The 17,542-nt window shown below is 31.1% G+C and carries 20 protein-coding genes, 8 tRNA genes and 1 riboswitch; of the genes, 8 read left to right on the plus strand and 20 right to left on the minus strand.

The window, feature by feature from the left end; translation table 11 throughout:
- Positions 1-72: 72 nt before the first annotated feature.
- Entirely contained in the window at positions 73-927 is an 855-nt protein-coding gene (gene sagB, locus KA814_RS07485; protein WP_046207596.1) for a peptidoglycan release complex glucosaminidase SagB, read from the minus strand.
- Between the two features lie 164 nt (positions 928-1,091).
- Entirely contained in the window at positions 1,092-1,316 is a 225-nt protein-coding gene (locus tag KA814_RS07490) for a hypothetical protein (protein ID WP_019468074.1), read from the minus strand.
- A 221-nt stretch (positions 1,317-1,537) separates the two neighbouring features.
- Here KA814_RS07490 and KA814_RS07495 point away from each other — a divergent pair, with 221 nt between their 5' ends.
- Positions 1,538-2,017 carry a sigma-70 RNA polymerase sigma factor region 4 domain-containing protein gene (locus KA814_RS07495; RefSeq protein WP_064208807.1) on the plus strand — a complete coding sequence of 160 codons (480 nt, stop codon included), beginning with the start codon at positions 1,538-1,540 and terminating at the stop codon, positions 2,015-2,017.
- Between the two features lie 10 nt (positions 2,018-2,027).
- Entirely contained in the window at positions 2,028-2,450 is a 423-nt protein-coding gene (locus KA814_RS07500; protein ID WP_064208806.1) for a competence protein ComK, read from the plus strand.
- 4 nt (positions 2,451-2,454) lie between these two features.
- Here KA814_RS07500 and KA814_RS07505 read toward each other — a convergent pair whose 3' ends face one another.
- Together KA814_RS07505 and KA814_RS07510 are read right to left on the minus strand one after the other, a co-directional pair.
- Positions 2,455-2,904 carry a hypothetical protein gene (locus tag KA814_RS07505; protein ID WP_046207599.1) on the minus strand — a complete coding sequence of 150 codons (450 nt, stop codon included), beginning with the start codon at positions 2,902-2,904 and terminating at the stop codon, positions 2,455-2,457.
- A 499-nt stretch (positions 2,905-3,403) separates the two neighbouring features.
- Entirely contained in the window at positions 3,404-4,117 is a 714-nt protein-coding gene (locus KA814_RS07510; protein WP_046207600.1) for a transaldolase, read from the minus strand.
- Between the two features lie 285 nt (positions 4,118-4,402).
- Between KA814_RS07510 and KA814_RS07515 the strand changes: the two genes are divergently transcribed.
- Genes KA814_RS07515 through KA814_RS07525 form a run of 3 tightly spaced genes read left to right on the plus strand, consistent with a single transcriptional unit; the run spans position 4,403 to position 5,487 of the window.
- Positions 4,403-4,708: a hypothetical protein gene (locus KA814_RS07515; RefSeq protein WP_064208805.1), complete on the plus strand. Its 306-nt coding sequence runs from the start codon at positions 4,403-4,405 to the stop codon at positions 4,706-4,708.
- Positions 4,709-4,768: 60 nt separating this feature from the next.
- On the plus strand, positions 4,769-5,134 hold the full coding sequence (gene crcB, locus KA814_RS07520) for a fluoride efflux transporter CrcB (protein ID WP_046207602.1): 366 nt from the start codon (positions 4,769-4,771) through the stop codon (positions 5,132-5,134).
- A complete protein-coding gene (locus KA814_RS07525; RefSeq protein WP_046207603.1) occupies positions 5,131-5,487 on the plus strand; it encodes a fluoride efflux transporter FluC in 357 nt (118 codons plus the stop codon). The genes crcB and KA814_RS07525 overlap by 4 nt, the downstream gene beginning before the upstream one ends.
- A 78-nt stretch (positions 5,488-5,565) precedes the next feature.
- Here KA814_RS07525 and KA814_RS07530 read toward each other — a convergent pair whose 3' ends face one another.
- The 3 genes from KA814_RS07530 to metK all read right to left on the minus strand — a co-directional run bounded on the left by KA814_RS07530 (position 5,566) and on the right by metK (position 9,057).
- Complete coding sequence (locus KA814_RS07530; RefSeq protein WP_064208804.1) at positions 5,566-6,402, minus strand: aldo/keto reductase; 837 nt, start codon at positions 6,400-6,402, stop codon at positions 5,566-5,568.
- A gap of 454 nt (positions 6,403-6,856) precedes the next feature.
- On the minus strand, positions 6,857-7,765 hold the full coding sequence (locus tag KA814_RS07535; protein ID WP_046207605.1) for a nuclease-related domain-containing protein: 909 nt from the start codon (positions 7,763-7,765) through the stop codon (positions 6,857-6,859).
- Between the two features lie 95 nt (positions 7,766-7,860).
- Positions 7,861-9,057, minus strand: a complete 1,197-nt coding sequence (metK, locus tag KA814_RS07540) for a methionine adenosyltransferase (protein ID WP_064208803.1) — start codon at positions 9,055-9,057, stop codon at positions 7,861-7,863.
- A 111-nt stretch (positions 9,058-9,168) separates the two neighbouring features.
- Positions 9,169-9,281, minus strand: a riboswitch (SAM riboswitch).
- A 156-nt stretch (positions 9,282-9,437) separates the two neighbouring features.
- Here metK and pckA point away from each other — a divergent pair.
- The gene (gene pckA / locus KA814_RS07545) at positions 9,438-11,027 is read left to right on the plus strand and encodes a phosphoenolpyruvate carboxykinase (ATP) (RefSeq protein ID WP_064208802.1); all 1,590 of its coding nucleotides are present in this window, start codon (positions 9,438-9,440) and stop codon (positions 11,025-11,027) included.
- Positions 11,028-11,053: 26 nt separating this feature from the next.
- Here pckA and KA814_RS07550 read toward each other — a convergent pair whose 3' ends face one another.
- Both KA814_RS07550 and ytkD read right to left on the minus strand, forming a co-directional pair.
- The gene (locus KA814_RS07550; protein ID WP_182478100.1) at positions 11,054-11,857 is read right to left on the minus strand and encodes an alpha/beta hydrolase family protein; all 804 of its coding nucleotides are present in this window, start codon (positions 11,855-11,857) and stop codon (positions 11,054-11,056) included.
- Positions 11,814-12,323 (minus strand): RNA deprotection pyrophosphohydrolase, encoded by a 510-nt coding sequence (gene ytkD, locus KA814_RS07555; protein ID WP_064208801.1) that lies wholly within the window; start codon positions 12,321-12,323, stop codon positions 11,814-11,816. Before ytkD ends, KA814_RS07550 begins: the two co-directional genes overlap by 44 nt.
- 61 nt (positions 12,324-12,384) lie before the next feature.
- On the opposite strand from ytkD, the gene yidD reads away from it, so the two are divergent.
- Complete coding sequence (yidD, locus tag KA814_RS07560; RefSeq protein WP_064208800.1) at positions 12,385-12,621, plus strand: membrane protein insertion efficiency factor YidD; 237 nt, start codon at positions 12,385-12,387, stop codon at positions 12,619-12,621.
- Here yidD and menC read toward each other — a convergent pair.
- The gene (gene menC / locus KA814_RS07565; RefSeq protein ID WP_046207610.1) at positions 12,618-13,622 is read right to left on the minus strand and encodes an o-succinylbenzoate synthase; all 1,005 of its coding nucleotides are present in this window, start codon (positions 13,620-13,622) and stop codon (positions 12,618-12,620) included. The genes yidD and menC overlap by 4 nt on opposite strands.
- A 12-nt stretch (positions 13,623-13,634) precedes the next feature.
- Complete coding sequence (gene menE, locus KA814_RS07570) at positions 13,635-15,023, minus strand: o-succinylbenzoate--CoA ligase (RefSeq protein WP_064208799.1); 1,389 nt, start codon at positions 15,021-15,023, stop codon at positions 13,635-13,637.
- A 363-nt stretch (positions 15,024-15,386) separates the two neighbouring features.
- Here menE and KA814_RS07575 point away from each other — a divergent pair, with 363 nt between their 5' ends.
- Entirely contained in the window at positions 15,387-15,557 is a 171-nt protein-coding gene (locus tag KA814_RS07575) for a hypothetical protein (RefSeq protein WP_164987238.1), read from the plus strand.
- Positions 15,558-15,820: 263 nt separating this feature from the next.
- Here KA814_RS07575 and KA814_RS07580 read toward each other — a convergent pair.
- From KA814_RS07580 to KA814_RS07620, 9 genes are all read right to left on the minus strand, one after another.
- Positions 15,821-15,909 (minus strand) — tRNA-Ser (locus tag KA814_RS07580).
- Positions 15,910-15,955: 46 nt separating this feature from the next.
- Positions 15,956-16,027: transfer RNA gene (locus KA814_RS07585), tRNA-Glu, on the minus strand.
- A 1-nt stretch (position 16,028) separates the two neighbouring features.
- Positions 16,029-16,103: transfer RNA gene (locus KA814_RS07590), tRNA-Asn, on the minus strand.
- A 10-nt stretch (positions 16,104-16,113) separates the two neighbouring features.
- A tRNA-Gly gene (locus KA814_RS07595) sits at positions 16,114-16,187 on the minus strand.
- Between the two features lie 13 nt (positions 16,188-16,200).
- Positions 16,201-16,276, minus strand: a tRNA-His gene (locus KA814_RS07600).
- Between the two features lie 11 nt (positions 16,277-16,287).
- Positions 16,288-16,360 (minus strand) — tRNA-Phe (locus KA814_RS07605).
- An 18-nt stretch (positions 16,361-16,378) separates the two neighbouring features.
- Positions 16,379-16,454: transfer RNA gene (locus tag KA814_RS07610), tRNA-Asp, on the minus strand.
- Positions 16,455-16,465: 11 nt separating this feature from the next.
- Positions 16,466-16,539: transfer RNA gene (locus KA814_RS07615), tRNA-Met, on the minus strand.
- Positions 16,540-16,942: 403 nt separating this feature from the next.
- Positions 16,943-17,500 carry an alpha/beta hydrolase gene (locus tag KA814_RS07620; RefSeq protein ID WP_064208798.1) on the minus strand — a complete coding sequence of 186 codons (558 nt, stop codon included), beginning with the start codon at positions 17,498-17,500 and terminating at the stop codon, positions 16,943-16,945.
- Positions 17,501-17,542: the final 42 nt, after the last annotated feature.

Below are 17,542 nucleotides of genomic sequence, written 5' to 3' on the forward strand. Positions count from 1 at the left end.
GTCCTTCTTTAGTTCGTATAACAAACTCAATCATTTTCATTTGTTATAATTAATTATATTTAAAATCATAGATTATTCTTTTTTATGTTTATTATCATCTTTATATACAAAATATTTATAATATTTGCCTTCTGTTTTCATATCTTTATAAAAATTTGACATTAGGCTTGCGTTACTTTCAGCCCATTTAATATCTGTAGCATATTGATGTTCACCAGGGTTTTTAGGATTCCAGCGCATGCTATACAATGTGTTTTGATCTTTATTTGATAAAAAGTGTTCATGTATAAAATTAGCACCACCAGTAATTGCTTTTTCTGGTGTATCCCAACCGTGTTTTTTAGCATATTCAGCACCAGTTTTCACTGGATCTTCATCAAGTGCACCGACCCCAAAAAAGTTATAATATTTCTTGCCATCAATTTCAACACCACTCGATAATTCACTTTTAGCTGATCCTGTTTCAAGCAATGCATGTGATATTAAGTATACTTCATTTACATGTTTTTCTTTTGCTGCTTTTATGAAATCGTCTGAATGTTCTAATAGTACTGGATTATCGATTAACATTCTTTTTATTCTATTTTCATCAATTCCTTGATATTTATCTAATTCTAAAAATTGATATTTTTGAGTTTCACTTTCAATAAATTTATTACTATCCATTGCTGCTTTAATCTCAGTTGAAGACGCATCTCTCCATGAATCATTATTTTTATTTGAAATTTGTTGGCTAGTATAATTATCGATTTGTTTTTTTGATGCTTTATCTAAAGTAATATTGAGCTGTTCTACTTTTTCTTGTTGGTTAACCTTTTTAAAAAAGATTTGATCTGAAATCATTGAAAAAACAACGACAACAGCTATCACTAACACTACCAATAAGCCAATAATTGATAGTATTGAGCCTTTCTTATGCTTCGTCATGTCCACACCTCATAGGTAATAATAAGAATATTAAGTCCTCTCTTTATAAAAATATACTTTAAGAGACTATCTAAATTTAAATTCTAACACTAAATAGTTGAACGTACAATTTAATATGTTTGTTGTTACATATTCATAAAAAAAGTAATGAAATTTTAATTTCATTACTCTTGACTTTTATTATATTCCATCATAACAAAGCTTACTGCTTGGGATCTGTTTTTATAATAATAACGATTTAAATCAATTGTTCCTTCAATTTCACCATCGCGGTACATCATTTCTTTTGTTAGATTATTTATCATAACAAAGTCTGATTTATCTTTAATCATATCTAAATCATCATGTCTCGCAAAAAAATGTTCTAAATTTAAATGTGCGTAATCCATATAAACCTCCTGATTTGTTGTCCGAAGATAATACTAAAACTCTAAAGTGTTATATCTTTAAGTTGAATACGCGTTGATGTTATAAAACTTAAATTTTATCTATCTTATTAACTCTATTTAACACCTATTATCATTATTTAGCAAATGAAAATTACTAAATTTTAAAATAAAATGATTGCATCCGGAAATAAAAGTTATATATATAACAATGGAGTTACAGCATGTCTTTCGAACAAACATATTTTCAATTCAAATTTATTATTTTTGTGTTATTAAAAAAATACCATATTAAGTATAATCGAGAAGAATATACTCAATTACTCACTATCAAAATGTGGGAACTAACACAGAAGTATTCTCCCCATCATTCTGTCTCATTACAACAATTTTTATATTTTCGTTTGAATTGCTATTTGATTGATTTGTTTCGCAGTCAGAAACAATTAGAAATTACAATAAATTCTCCAGATTTAAAAGAACGAGAAAATATCCTGTTTGATCAAATGAGTCATCAAATTATATACCAACAGTTTTTGCAACTATTAACTACTAATGAAAAAAATTGGCTTAACTTAAAATTGCTAGGCTATAAACAATTTGAGATTGCATCAATGTTGAACTGCTCTGTTTCTACAATAAAAAATTATCGGAAAAAGGTGCAAATAAAATACATTAAATATTACGGAATAAATCAAAAATAGGAGTTGGCAAATGACAAAGTTTACAAAATTATTATACCTCAAATCCGTTGTTGGAAATGAAATCATAACAGTCGGGCAATATACCACGCATCAATTTCACTATCCTACTTCAATCATGCCTACACTTACTTACCTTCTAGAAACCTATGGTTTATCACTATCTTATCAAACAAAACAAGCTAAACAAGTTTTAAAAATCAGAAAAATGGTACCTATATTTATTAATCCAGATATTACTTTATTTCCGCTTAAAGCGAGACGCGCACCCTTGCAATATTATATCAATGCAAATGCGATTGTTGGGATTAAATCAAATAATGAACAAACAACAATTTATTTTGAAAATGCTACATTCATCTTTGTAGATGCACCCTACACTTTTGTATATAAAAAATGGCAAGAAAGCATCACACTTTCTCACCTTTTAATTTAACGCATCATAGCGCTCTATTATGCTTATATTCTAATAGCTTCTTCGTAAAATAACCTGTTGCGACCTTAATTAAGTATAGACTAATCACCAATAATAGTAGCGCACCTATGAGTGTCAATACAACGATAATACTAGATAAATCAACTTCTGGTTTAATAAAAAATTGGACTGACGACAAACTTGTCAATAAAGCAAATAAGAATAATCCTAATAAAATAATATATGTAATTAAAATACCAATTAATAACATGAAGAAATAAGCTGATGAAACTACCTTTTCTTCAAAGATATAATTTTTCAAAAATTGATTGGAAAACGCAATCGGTCGATTGAGTTCTTCCTCATGGTTTTTATCCAAGACTTTCGATAACACTTGATCTAGTTGTTGTTTTTCTTTTTTATTTAAAAACCATAAATGCTTTTTAACTTTCTGTTTAAAAATATTTGCTTTCATTAAAGTTTCTCCTTAAAAGTATCACACTTATACTATCAATATACAGGATAAGTTATTTATCTTATGGTTTCAATATTATTATAAAAAATTTTGCAATCAAATTATATTTTCTTTGCTTATCCATGCTATTCTATAGTTTTTTATTTCAATCAATTAACCACATAAATTCAATTTATTCAATCCTACTTTAATCAACGCCAATAATGTATTGAAATACAACTTTCCATCGCTTACCCAATAGTAAATGATTTCGCTTCTATAATCGCTCATTATTTACTCGTTTCATTCATTATTAATTCATAATATTATAACTTTAGTTAATTGCTTAATAATAAAATAACTTTTATTTCAGTAACTATACTTTAACTTTGAGTGTGTATAAGCAAGGTAGATGATAATAAAAACACTTTCATAAGAATTCATTTTATGATGAATTCAATGAAAGTGTTTTTTCCATCATTTGGGAGTAGCTACAGAAATGAACTAACTGCGTTTACGACTATAAAATAGACAGACCAGAACTTTGGATATCTTTTGCAAAGCCTTTAACTGTATCAACAGATAATTCGTTTATATCGCGTCCTAAATTATTATTCACTTTTTTAACTACATCTGCCGGACATGTAATAATATCCGCGCCAACTTCATCAGCTTGGATGACATTGATGACTTCGCGACAGCTTGCCCATAATAATTTCACACCTTTTTTACTGTGTGTAACGTCAGCTGCTTCTTTCATCAATGGAATTGGATCTACTCCTGTATCTGCAATGCGTCCAGCAAATACAGACACATATGTTGGAACACCTTCTGTTACAGCATTAGTAATTTCTTTAACTTGATCTAAAGTATAAACAGCAGTAATGTTTAAACGAACATTGTTTGCTGATAATTTTTTAATTAGAGAAATAGTTGATTCACCTTTTGTGTTTACAATTGGAATCTTAACAAAAACATTATCGCCATATTGTTTTAAAATTTCCGCTTCTTTTTCCATAGTTTCTAAATCATCTGCAAATACTTCAAATGAAATAGAAGCGTCAGGAATTTCGCGCACAGCTTCTTCGGCAAATGCTTTATAATCTGTTACACCTGCTTTTGCCATTAAACTTGGGTTTGTGGTAAAACCATCTACTTGTTTATTTTTATAAGCTGCTTTCATTTCTTCAATATCTGCACCATCTGCAAACACTTCAACATTTAAATTTGCCATTACTAATTCCTCCTGACTAAAATAAATAATTCTATAAAGAATTATTTTTATAACGGTTTAAACCATACACATTATTTATACCACCTTTATTTCATAAATTCTATTTTTCTGCTTATAAATGATTAATTTCTGAAAATAATAGTATCAGTAACAGATCTAATATCACTAAAAACAAGCTTTGTAATCTATATTGTTATTAACTAAAAACTTTTCTTATTGTAAATTTAGTTAACTTTAAGTTAATTTATGGTATTATAACTTAATAAATTGCATTAGGAGGTTATTATGGCACGTTCAAAACTTTATTTTTATTTATCATGCATTTTAATTATAATTAGCTTTTATTTTAATACTAGAAACCCTCTATTAAATATGCACTTTAATTCAATGATTAAACTCATTTTTGTTTGTAGTATTATCAATGCTATTATTTTAATACTTGCTATTATCTTTTCTGATAAATCTATTAAAAATTTACATGAAGATTCAGACTGGATTCGTCCAGTTAGCAAAATCTTACCTTATATAATATTAATTGTGATAGCAATTCATATTATTGCTTCTCTCTCAACATTTGGTATTATTTTCTAAATCCTACTACAAAAGTTATACTACTTTTGTAGTTTATTTTTTTGAAAGGAAGATATCATAGTGCAATATTTATATATTTTTGTTGGCGGTGCCATTGGCGCATTCATTCGCTATTTATTATCTGTTTTTAATAGTACTGAAGGATTTCCAACTGGCACATTTTTTGCGAATATCATAGGTGCATTTTTAATGGGCTTATTAGGGTCTTTAGCGATACAGTATTTTAGAAACAATCCACTACTCAAAAAAGGTATAACTACTGGATTACTTGGTGCACTGACTACTTTTTCAACGTTTCAATTCGAACTTGTTGGATTATTACAACAACAAGCATATGTAATGTTAGTAACCTATGCTTTACTCAGCTATATCATAGGTATATTGGTTTGTTATATTGGAGTTAGAATGGGGGCGCGTTTATCATGACTCAGTTTTTTTTAGTTATGTTAGGTGGCGGAATAGGCGCAGTTATTCGTGCATTTGTTACTAATTTCTTTAACAATAGAATTAATAGTACTTACCCGATTGCAACACTTGTCGTAAATATTTTAGGTAGTTTTTTGATTGGTCTATGCATGGGACTGACTTTAAACGTTACTTGGATTAACACATTTTTAATTGTTGGAATTCTTGGTGGACTAACTACTTTTTCAACTTTATCATCTGAATTAGTTCAAATGTTAACACCAAACAAACAGATATTTCATTTTATTATTTATTCAATTTTACAATATGTAGTAGCGTTCATTTCATGTTTATTAGGATATTTTATGATTTAACTTACATAAAAAGAAAAGACCGTAAATATAGTTATAATCTACTATATTTACAGTCTTATTCAAAATATAATTACTCTATTAGTGTCCACTATACTCTGATGGATTAGGACCAATTCTTTTATCTTCGTTTAAACTGTCTAACCGTTCAATGTGTTCTTTAGTTAATTCAAAATCAAATACATTAAAATTTTCTTCAATTCTAGATGGTGTGACAGATTTAGGTATCACTACAACTCCATGTTCAATATTCCATCTGATTATAACTTGTGCTGGTGTTTTATTTATTTCTGATGCTACTGACTTAACTGTAGCATCTTCCAAAATTTGTGCATTCATTAATGGTGACCAGGATTCTACGTGTATATTTTGAACTTCAAGATATCTTCTCAATTCTGACTGTGTGAGATAAGGATGAAATTCAACTTGGTTAATTACAGGTTTAATTGAAACTTGAGCAAGTAATGCTTCTAAATGTTCTGCATTAAAGTTACTAACCCCAATATTCTTAACTTTATCATTTTTATACAAATCTTCCATACCTTGCCAAGTATCTATCATCAATGCTTCATCTAAGCCTGGCCAATGCATTAAATATAAATCTAAATAGTCTAATCCTAGCTTACTTAAACTAGTTTCATAAGCTTCCGCTACATTGCTGCGACCATAATCATCAAGCCATAATTTGGATGTAACAAAAAGATCACTTCTATCTAATCCTGTGGATGCTAATCCTTCTGCAATGCCTTGTCCAACCATTTCCTCATTATCATATATCATTGCAGTATCAATATGTCTATACCCATTTTCAATTGCATGTTTTACTGCATCCTTACATTGATCGTTATTTTTAACTCGGAAAGTACCTAAGCCTATGATTGGCATTTCATTACCATTATAAAATGTTACAAATTCCAAATTTAAACTCCCCTTTACTATTAAACTATCTATAATAATAATAATCAAATTTATCAAACAATTAAATTAAAATGCCTAAATTTTAAATAATTTGTCTAAATAAATTACTTATATACTTAGATATAGACTTTTAACAAATAGCTATAGTCATAACCTTATAAAAAAATTCGATTCTTTTCCTAAACCAAAAACACATTTGTTAAGTTATTTTAATCCTATTGTTTAATGACCTATACATATATTGGTATTATATAGAATTAGAATAACATTAATAAATAGCAATTTAGATACATATATTTTGATAGGCAAATCAAACCAGATAATTTATATTAAAGTTTGCTCGTAGAAAAGTAAGTTCACACTTATAAAATACAAGTAAAAAAGCCCATAAATAAATTTTTGAAAAAATTCATTTATGAGCTATTATAACAAGATTTATATTCTTGATACTTAATTAGTTAAATGTTTCAATTTCATCCATCACACGTTGTAAATCTTCAACATTGTACTGGATACGACCATGAAAAACAAACTTATTAAAGTATTCATCAAGTTGTTCTGGTCCAACTAGCACTTTAGAATTAGTACTTTGTGCATAATTTGAAATTGTCACAGCACCTTCATCTTTAGGATTAAAATAAAGAATTGATGTCGGTGTGAATTTCAAGTTTAATTCTGTTTGTAATTCACCAGCTAGTTTTTCAATTTCATTTAAATAATTCGTATAATTTACAAATGATAAAGAATCTTTGTCATCATTTTGGTCCATAACTAAGGTTTGTGCCGTTTGTTTGTCAAGGTTTAACGTTTCAAACACTTGCTCCATCATCGGTTGTTCTTTGAATTGGTTAGCATTAATGCCATTAAATACATGACCTTTTAACAACTGTGAATCTATGAGATAGAGTCCAGTACGTGTGAGTACTAAATGACTTATACGTCGTATATCACTAAAGTTATTTTTCGGCAAGAAAATATTTGCCATGATATGCATATCTTCTGGACGAATACGTTTTTCATTAACTAAGCGTTCACGAATACCAATTAATCTCATATCCGTTACATACTCACTTTTATTTTTAGAGAAAAGTTTTAATGCATCTATTTCTTGCTCTTTAGCATTTACTGTAGCTTCATAGTCCTCTTTTTGTTTAGTAACTTGCTTTTTATTTTCAATTCTTTCTTTTTCTAACTCTTCATCATGTTCATCGCTAAGTTTTTGTTCTCTTGTTTTGTATTGCTCCTCAATGGTCTGCTGTGCTTTTTTCTTACTTTTCAAAGCAACTAAAAATAAGATCAAACAAATAACTGCTACGACAATTGCCACGATTAGTCCAATTTCCATCGGGCCAAATGAATTCATAACAACAACGCTCCTTTATGTGTTCAGTAACTTAATTATAATAGATATGAGTTCATCATTCGATAGTAAAGTTTAAAAAATTAATTACGTCACGCTTATATTTCTACGCTATCTTTTAATAAATTTACTTTATCTAATTTTTCCCAAGGTAACAGTATATCTGTTCTTCCAAAGTGACCATACGCTGCCGTTTGTTTATATATTGGATGTTTTAAATCTAACATTTTAATAATGCCTGCTGGTCTTAAATCAAAGTGAGTTCTAACTGCTTCTACTAGTTCTGTTTCACTTACTTTTCCTGTTCCAAAAGTATCTATTGCAATCGATACTGGTTCAGCCACTCCAATGGCATATGCGAGTTGAACTTCACATTTATCCGCTAAATCAGCTGCTACAATATTTTTGGCTACATAACGCGCAGCATAAGTAGCTGAACGATCTACTTTTGTAGGATCTTTACCGCTAAAGCAACCTCCTCCATGACGTGCATAACCACCGTATGTATCTACGATAATTTTACGACCCGTTAAACCAACATCACCCTGAGGCCCGCCAATTACAAATCGTCCAGTTGGATTAATATAAAATCTTGTATTATCGTCAATTAATCCTTCCGGTACTGTTGGGTATATGACATGTTCTTTGATGTCAGCTTGAATTTGTTCTAAAGTAATGTCTTCCGCATGTTGAGCTGAAACGACAATTGTATCTATACGATGTGGTTTATCTTGTTCATCATATTCCACCGTTACTTGAACTTTTCCATCTGGGCGCAAGTATTTTAAAATACTATCTTTTCGCACATCTGATAATCGTTTAGCTAATTGATGAGATAAAAATATTGGTAACGGCATATAAGTATCCGTTTCGTTTGTCGCATAACCAAACATCAAACCTTGGTCACCTGCACCAGTTGCTTCAATTTCTTCTTCTGATAAATTATCACGATATTCTAATGCATTATCGACGCCTTGTGCAATATCAGGCGATTGCTCGTCAATAGCTGTTAATATTGCCATCGTTTGACTATCGTAACCATATTTAGCACGTGTATACCCGATGTTTTTAATTGTTTCTCTTACAACTTTAGGGATATCTACATATGTAGCTGTAGAAATTTCTCCTGAAATTAATGCCATACCCGTAGTCACGGTAGTTTCACAAGCAACCCGCGCATGAGGATCATCTTTCAATATTTCGTCTAAAATTGCATCAGACACTTGGTCAGCGATTTTATCTGGGTGACCTTCTGTAACCGATTCTGAAGTAAATAATCTTCTATTATAAGTCATAAATTAACTTGCTCCTTTGTCTTTGATTACGAAAATTCTCTTTTATTGAGCTCATTAAAAAAAGCCTTCTTCACTATATGAATAGAGAGAAGGCCCTTATACGTCCATTCGCTCTTATCGTTCAGACGCTATTTGTCCGCAAACGGTTTGGCACCTTTCTTCGTTGTAAGAAGAGGTTGCTGGGCTTCATTGGGTCCATGTCCCTCCGCCACTCAGGATAAGAGAATCCGTTAATCACTATAGTACCGAAACTAAGTACTAATGTCAATTTGATATTTATTTAAATTCCTTTAAAAATGGTGTGGACTAATCAATCATATGTGTTATACTCTGTAATTGTAAAGGCTTACATTAATTTAATAGCGTTGGAGGGATATAGTATGGCGGTAGATACATACACTTACACAAAAAAAGTTCAAAACATTTTGGACAAGAAGTCTTCATTATTTCAACAATCTACAACACAGTTGTATAAGAAAATTCTTAATAATAATGAAGGAGAACTAACCGAACTAGGTGCAATTAACGCTAAAACGGGTAAATATACTGGTCGTTCACCGAAAGATAAGTTTATTGTTAATGAACCATCATACAGAGATGATATTGATTGGGGAAATATCAATCAACCTATTGAAGAAGATACATTTTTAAAATTATATGATAAAGTATTAAATTATTTAAATGAAAAAGATGAATTATATGTATTTAAAGGCTATGCAGGTAGCGATAAAGATTCACAACTCAAACTAACGGTTGTCAACGAATTGGCTTGGCATAATCTCTTCGCACAAAATATGTTTATTCGTCCTGAAACAAAAGAAGAAGCAGAAGAAATCAAATCTGACTTTACGATTGTATCAGCACCCTATTTTAAAGCTGATCAAAATATAGATGGCACAAATTCAGAAACATTTATTATTACTTCATTTAAACATAAGGTCATTTTAATCGGCGGTACTGAATACGCTGGTGAGATGAAAAAAGGTATTTTCTCCGTAATGAACTACTTACTGCCTAAAGATAATATAATGAGTATGCACTGCTCCGCAAACGTTGGTGAAAAAGGTGATGTAGCTCTATTCTTTGGACTTTCTGGTACAGGAAAAACAACACTTTCAGCAGATTCAACTCGAAAATTAATCGGTGATGATGAACACGGTTGGAATGAAAATGGTATCTTTAATATCGAAGGTGGATGTTACGCAAAAGCAATCAACCTTTCTTACAAAAAGGAACCTCAAATATATGAAGCAATTAAATACGGTACAATTTTAGAAAATGTTGTTGTAGATGAAGAAGGCGATGTCGACTTTGATGACAACTATTACACTGAAAATACAAGAGCCGCTTATCCAATCAACCATATAGAAAATATCGTTACACCTTCCAAAGCAGCACATCCAAATACGATTATTTTCCTTACTGCTGATGCTTTTGGCGTTTTACCTCCTATCTCAAAACTTAGCAAAGATCAAGCGATGTATCACTTTTTAAGTGGATTCACAGCTAAACTTGCAGGAACAGAAAGAGGTATCACTGAACCAGAACCATCTTTCTCAACATGTTTCGGCTCTCCTTTCTTACCTTTACATGCTAAAGTTTATGCAGATTTACTAGGCGACTTAATTGATAAACATGATGTGGATGTTTATTTAGTGAATACCGGTTGGACTGGTGGTAAATATGGTACAGGACGCCGTATTAGTTTAAGTTATACGAGACAAATGGTTAATCAAGCAATCACTGGACAACTAAGAGATACAGAATATATTCAAGATGATATGTTTGGACTAAATATACCAGTGGAAGTTGAAGACGTACCTCAAACACTACTAAATCCAATAAATGCTTGGAGTAAGCCAGAGGCATATAGAGAACAAGCTCAAGATTTAATCGACAGATTTAAACATAATTTCGAAAAATTTGGTGATGAAGTTTCAGATTTAGCACAAAATGGTGGCTTTAAATAAATACTTAATAAAGCACATGGACTACATTATAATTGTGGCCCATGTGCTTTATTAGTAATTTTTTTATTTTTTTCTACTTTATCCATCCATTGTTTAACTGTATATAACGCTGTTTTCATTGCAAATGGCCTTGGTACATGATCTTCATCCATTTGATAAAATGTTTGATAAGTCGAGCCAATATGTTTCAATTGTGTTTCCAAATAATAGGCTTGGTGGATCCCAACTTGTTTATCTTTACCACCATGTACAATAAGTATAGGTGGACTGTCGGCGTGTATATTAGCAATCGCATCCCTTTGCTTATATGCTGTTGCTTGTTTCTTTGGATGTCCGATCATCCTTCTCAACATACCTCTTAAATCTATTCTTTCTTCATACATGAGGTGAATATCAGACACACCACCCCAAATAATAAAACTTGTAACTGGTAAATCTTGAAATGTAAGCAGACCTTGTAATCCACCTCTGGAAAATCCTATCATATGAATATATGCATCAGGGTACATTGCATTTAATATTCGAACAGCCACGGTTACATCATTTAAATCCCTACCATAAAATTCATCTTTACCTTCACTACCATTGTTACCTCTATAATAAGGTCCAAATACAAGTGTTTGAGCATCTGAAAATTGCATTAAACGTCCTGCTCTTACTTTACCAACTTGTCCTTTACCACCTCTCAAATATATAACTATTCTTTTTACACTTTTATGTGGTTGCATTAATAAACCTCTAACATTAATCTCATCCACTTCATAAGTGACTTCATCAAAAATATGGTCAGGTACTTCTATCGGCATTCTTTTTCTGTGAATAAAATCCAAGCTCGATCACTCTCTCTAAACATTTTAAAATTGCAGCATCTTTCAATAAATAACTTTTATATGCTTCTGAAATATCTGAGATACTATTGAAAATTAATGGCCCATCAGTTTCTAAATAATCATTTTTCGTTTGTAATCGATCTACTTTAACCATGAAAACATCTTTTGTAAAAGGTGTGCCATTTTGACGATTAACACAATATTGAGCAATATAATGTCTATCTTTAAAATTAATAAGCGCTCCTGTTTCTTCAAACAATTCCCTATCACACGCTTGTACACTTGATTCCCCTGCTTCTCTTTTTCCACCAGGAAATTCTATACCTCTTATTTTATGTTTGGTAAAAAGCAATTGTCCTTGATATATTGGAATAACTAAGACATGGTCTGCATCTGGTATATCATTTTCATCTTTAAACGATAAAAAAACATCATCATTTTCTTTATCTTTAAACTTCACAAACATCAATCTCCCTTTATATATGTTAAACTATCAATGCGATGTAAATTGTTGGAGGCAAAATTTTATGAAAAAAATCTTTCTAGGACTTATCTATATATATCAACATTTCATTTCTCCTATGACACCAGCTACATGTCGCTTTTACCCAACTTGTTCTGAATATACTAGAGAAGCAATAGAAGTTTTTGGCCCCTTTAAAGGTACTTGGTTAGGTGTTAAACGTATTTCAAAATGTCATCCACTCCACAAAGGTGGATTTGATCCAGTACCTTTAAAAAAAGATAAAAAGCATAAACATTAATCAATCTGCATTAAATTATCTTTGTTTACTAAAGGAGGTTCAAAATAAATTGAACCTCTTTTTAATATGCCTGAATGTGCTACAATATCATTTTCAAAATAATAACCTTGTGGTGTAATATCACTTGGATAAGTTGTATATCTTGCTAATAAAGCAGTAAAATAACGACTTAAACCATATTCATACATACCCCCAATGACAAATTTCACATCTTTTTGTTCTAATATTTCAATGATTTCCATGACTTTATCAATACCACCGAGTCTAAATGGTTTTAATATGACAACATCGATTTTATAATTTTCAATATAATATAAAATTGTTTTCAAAGATACTGCTTTCTCATCAATAGCTATAGGTGGTAATTCCGTATCTTTAAAATGATTTACTTTTTCTATATCTTTAAAAGGCTCTTCTAAATAAAGAATTTCACTGCTTGAAAGTAACATGATTTTCTCAACTTCGTTATCTCTAACAGATTCATTGGCATCAATGACAATTTGAGGCTTAAATAGCAATCTCTGCAATCGCTTAACATCTTCTAAAATCGTTTCCGACCATTTTATTTTTATGCGTTGTGGTTGTGTGACTTTTAAGTCCTTAATTTGTTTATCCGTTAGGCCGCTAACCGTGGCACCATAAGGCACATTAAACGTCTCTAATTGGAAAAAAATTTGATAACAGGCCATCACAATCATACTTCGTGTAGCTGGATATTTTTCCAAACATTGAAGTGCGTTTTGAACTTCCGAAAAGGATTCAAACTCAATATTTTTAAAAGATTCAAACCACTTTATTGTTTGGTCATAAACTACTTCTATCGTTTCATCATCATACCAGTCTGTTTCAAAAGCGTTACACTCTCCAAAATAATGTTTCTGCTTATCCGTAATAAATTCAATAATAAGTGCTTTACGCTTGTCCAATTTTACCTTAGGAGTAATAATTGAATGTTTAAAATCATTATTACAAATATAAAGTTTCATTTCGCTCAATTTCATAAATTTTCACGCCTAATTTTTTAAATGTTTTCGTTGTAGTTTACCAGTTGATGTATAAGGTAATTCTGTTACTTGTTTAAAATATTTTGGGATTTTATATTTCGCTATATGTGATTTAAAATGTTCGATTAATGTTTCATTGGATAATTTTGTTTTTGAAACATAATATAAATAAGGTACTTCCCCCCACGTGCTGTCATGCTCTCCGATACACATTGCATCAGTAATTGATTCGTGTAGTTTTGCTACAGATTCTAATTGATATGGATATATATTTTCGCCACCGCTAATGATCAAATCTTTACGTCTGTCATAAATCATTACATATCCATCGTCATCTATTTCAGCAATATCTCCCGTTTTAAAATAACCATTTTCAAACGTATCTATTAAATCTTCAGGATATAGGTATCCATTCATAACATTGTCACCTTTGATAAGTAGTTCTCCATGTCCTAGGTTATTCGGTTCTTTTATTTTCACAAAAACATTTTCACTTGGTTTTCCGACGGTATCATAGCGCTCAGCTAACATACTTGGCGATGCTGTTAAAAATTGGGAACATGTTTCAGTCATTCCGAATGAATTGTAAATCGGCAATCCTAATTTCAAAGCTTTTTCAATCAATGTACTAGAAAGCTTAGCCCCGCCTAATAATATCTTTTGAATATTATACGGTTGAGTCAACCCTTCATCCATTAACCATTTTAAAGTTTGAGGAACCAATGATACATGCGTTGGTAATTCTTTTTCTATTATTTCAAGCATCCTATGTGAATTAAACTTCGCTGCAATACGTACTGTAAAACCTTGAATCAGCGCTCTTATTATGACACTTAATCCAGAAATATGATAAATAGGCAATACAGATAACCATTTTGTGTCTTGATTAAACCCTAGACTTTGTTTACAACCCAGTGCACTTGCATAATGGTTGCCAAATGTTTGAGGAACAGCTTTTTGTGGTCCTGTTGTTCCAGAAGTAAACATAATAGAAGCAATTTGATCCATATTGAATATAGCTTCATAAGTATTATTAGAAACTTCACGTTTCAATACATCAAAATCAATTATGACTATATCTTGTAACGTTAAATTGGTAGTAGTAATTACTGTATCAGTTTCAATAGAATGTAACTGGTTTTGTATTTCTTCTTTGGTTAAACGCGTGTTTAACATCACGATTTCAACACCTGCTAGCCACAACGCATTAATCAAAGTAATAGATTCAATATGATTTTCTATATATATTCCTATACGCTTTTTCTTCAACTGTTTTATTTGATAAGCTAAACGGCTTGCTTCGTAATACATTGAAGCAAACGTGATTTTATTAAGACCATCATCAATAAATACTTTATTTCCATTTTGTTTTGCTTGCGTTTTCAACCAAAATTCCAATCTGTCATTCCTCCATCTCAAAGACTATTATAACGTTTTTACTTTGATTTAACAGTGTTGGTGCATTTTATTAGTTACTATTACCATAAATTCATATTTATACTATTTGTTTACATTTCTTTTGTAAAATAGTCAAAATTTAAGTTGTATGCGATGAATTTTGGTGATATGATAATAAAAATGACTTCGTTTCAACTAATTATAAACACATAAAAAAACATGATCTGTAGAAGGACTCTTCATTATCATAATAGATTATTAAGGCATCAGAGGTTCGAATCCCTCACTCTCCGTTTACTTACACCATATTAGATAAGAAGAAAGATAAACGTTTATATATATGATGAAGGAGATCACAATAAAATGAAATTTATTAAATACGAAATTGAGCAAGGCTTGTACTACGACCTCATAACGATATATGCAAAAACTAACAAAAATACTCCGTTCCATTTCACTTTTTCAGAAAGCCATACTCTAAAAGAAATAAGAGATAAATTAGAAGATATTGCAATTAAAATTGACAAACAATAATATTTGTTTAACGCAATCATCAAATAACGAAAGATCGTTACACTTATAATAAATAGAACGATGTCCTAAGATGGCTCATAATCCCTTAATCACAATACCAAATATTAGAAATTAAGACGCAGTTTGTTCCCTAAGTTATTGTATTACAATAACTTAGAAAACATCAAAATTCATCTATAGTATCCAACAAAGTTATCGATAAATATAAAACCCGTTATATCAACGTTTTAAATAACGATGTATAACGGGTTTTATAGAATTAACGGAGAGTGAGGGATTCGAACCCTCGAGACGCTTGTGGCGCCTACACACTTTCCAGGCGTGCTCCTTCGGCCAACTCGGACAACTCTCCAATATAGAATTAAAAAAACAGAAGCGATATTTCACTTCTGTTTGTATGACCCCGACGGGACTCGAACCCGTGTTACCGCCGTGAAAGGGCGGTGTCTTAACCGCTTGACCACGGGGCCATGGCTCCACAGGTAGGACTCGAACCTACGACCGATCGGTTAACAGCCGATAGCTCTACCACTGAGCTACTGTGGATTAATTTGAATGGAGCGGGTGATGGGAATCGAACCCACAACATCAGCTTGGAAGGCTGAGGTTTTGCCATTAAACTACACCCGCTTGATAACGATTATGGGGCGGTTGATGGGAATCGAACCCACGAATGTCGGAACCACAATCCGATGCGTTAACCACTTCGCCACAACCGCCAAAAATAAAATGGTTCAGGACAGAGTCGAACTGCCGACACATGGAGCTTCAATCCATTGCTCTACCAACTGAGCTACTGAACCTTAATGGTAAATCAATAATGGCGGTCTCGACGGGAATCGAACCCGCGATCTCCTGCGTGACAGGCAGGCGTGTTAACCGCTACACTACGAGACCAAACTATGTAATTGCGGGAGGCGGATTCGAACCACCGACCTTCGGGTTATGAGCCCGACGAGCTACCGAACTGCTCCATCCCGCGTTAATATTATTAATGACGCCTACCTATTAAATATACCATAATGTCATTACAAAATCAACATTATTTTAAAATTAATTTACAAATAATTAATTTATAATTAAAAATTAAATGTCATAATGAGTGGTTAAGCTCCCCTCATTTCTGAATACTTATTTAGTATATTAACTTTTGTAGCTTTCGTCAATGCTTTCATTAAAGTATTTTGTGTAAAAAAGGAATATAACTATAATATTATAATTTTAGTTAAGAAATGACACATATTTGTTTATTTTTATAGCTTGCTTATATTTATTTACTTAAAATATAAGCAAGCTATAAAGACTATTCATTTTATAATTGAAATATAAAACTTATTTCCCCGTATTGTGCTGTATAATTATAGACCGTCGTAGGTTTATTCAATCTATTTACTCATGATACCCATCATTTTACTTTGTAAATTTGTAAATGTCGTGAAACCATCATCTTCCATGAAGTGTCCTCCAAAATCAGTAATTTTACATTTGCCATTCAATTCATCCATTAAACGCTTTGTTTCTTTGTAAGAAACATGTTTATCGTCTTTTGCACACAAACCATAAAATTTATTCACTTTTTCTTTAACTTTATCATAGTTAATGATTTTATCATCTAATTTCAACGACTCATCAATCTCTTGTGCATCCTCTTTGAAACCTGAGATACTGAATAAACCTTCAATATTGTTTATGTTTTTATTTTGAATAAATTCAAGTGAAGCAATTGTACCAAAACCATGAGTTACAAAATAGGTATCCTGTTTACGTATATGGATCTGTTCATTCATAACATTGAGCCATTTACGTATATCACTATTTTGTTCTTTCGGAATGTTAAAAAGTGTAACTACGTAACCTTCTAATGTAAGATTATTTGCTAACCATTCATACCAATGATTCTTTGAATCACCTAATTTTGAATGTACTATTACTATATCTGTCATAAATCAATCCCCCATTTACAAATATTACTTTTAAAGTATCTC

It is taken from the genome of Staphylococcus sp. GDY8P196P (assembly GCF_017891705.1).
GTDB lineage: Bacteria > Bacillota > Bacilli > Staphylococcales > Staphylococcaceae > Staphylococcus > Staphylococcus ureilyticus.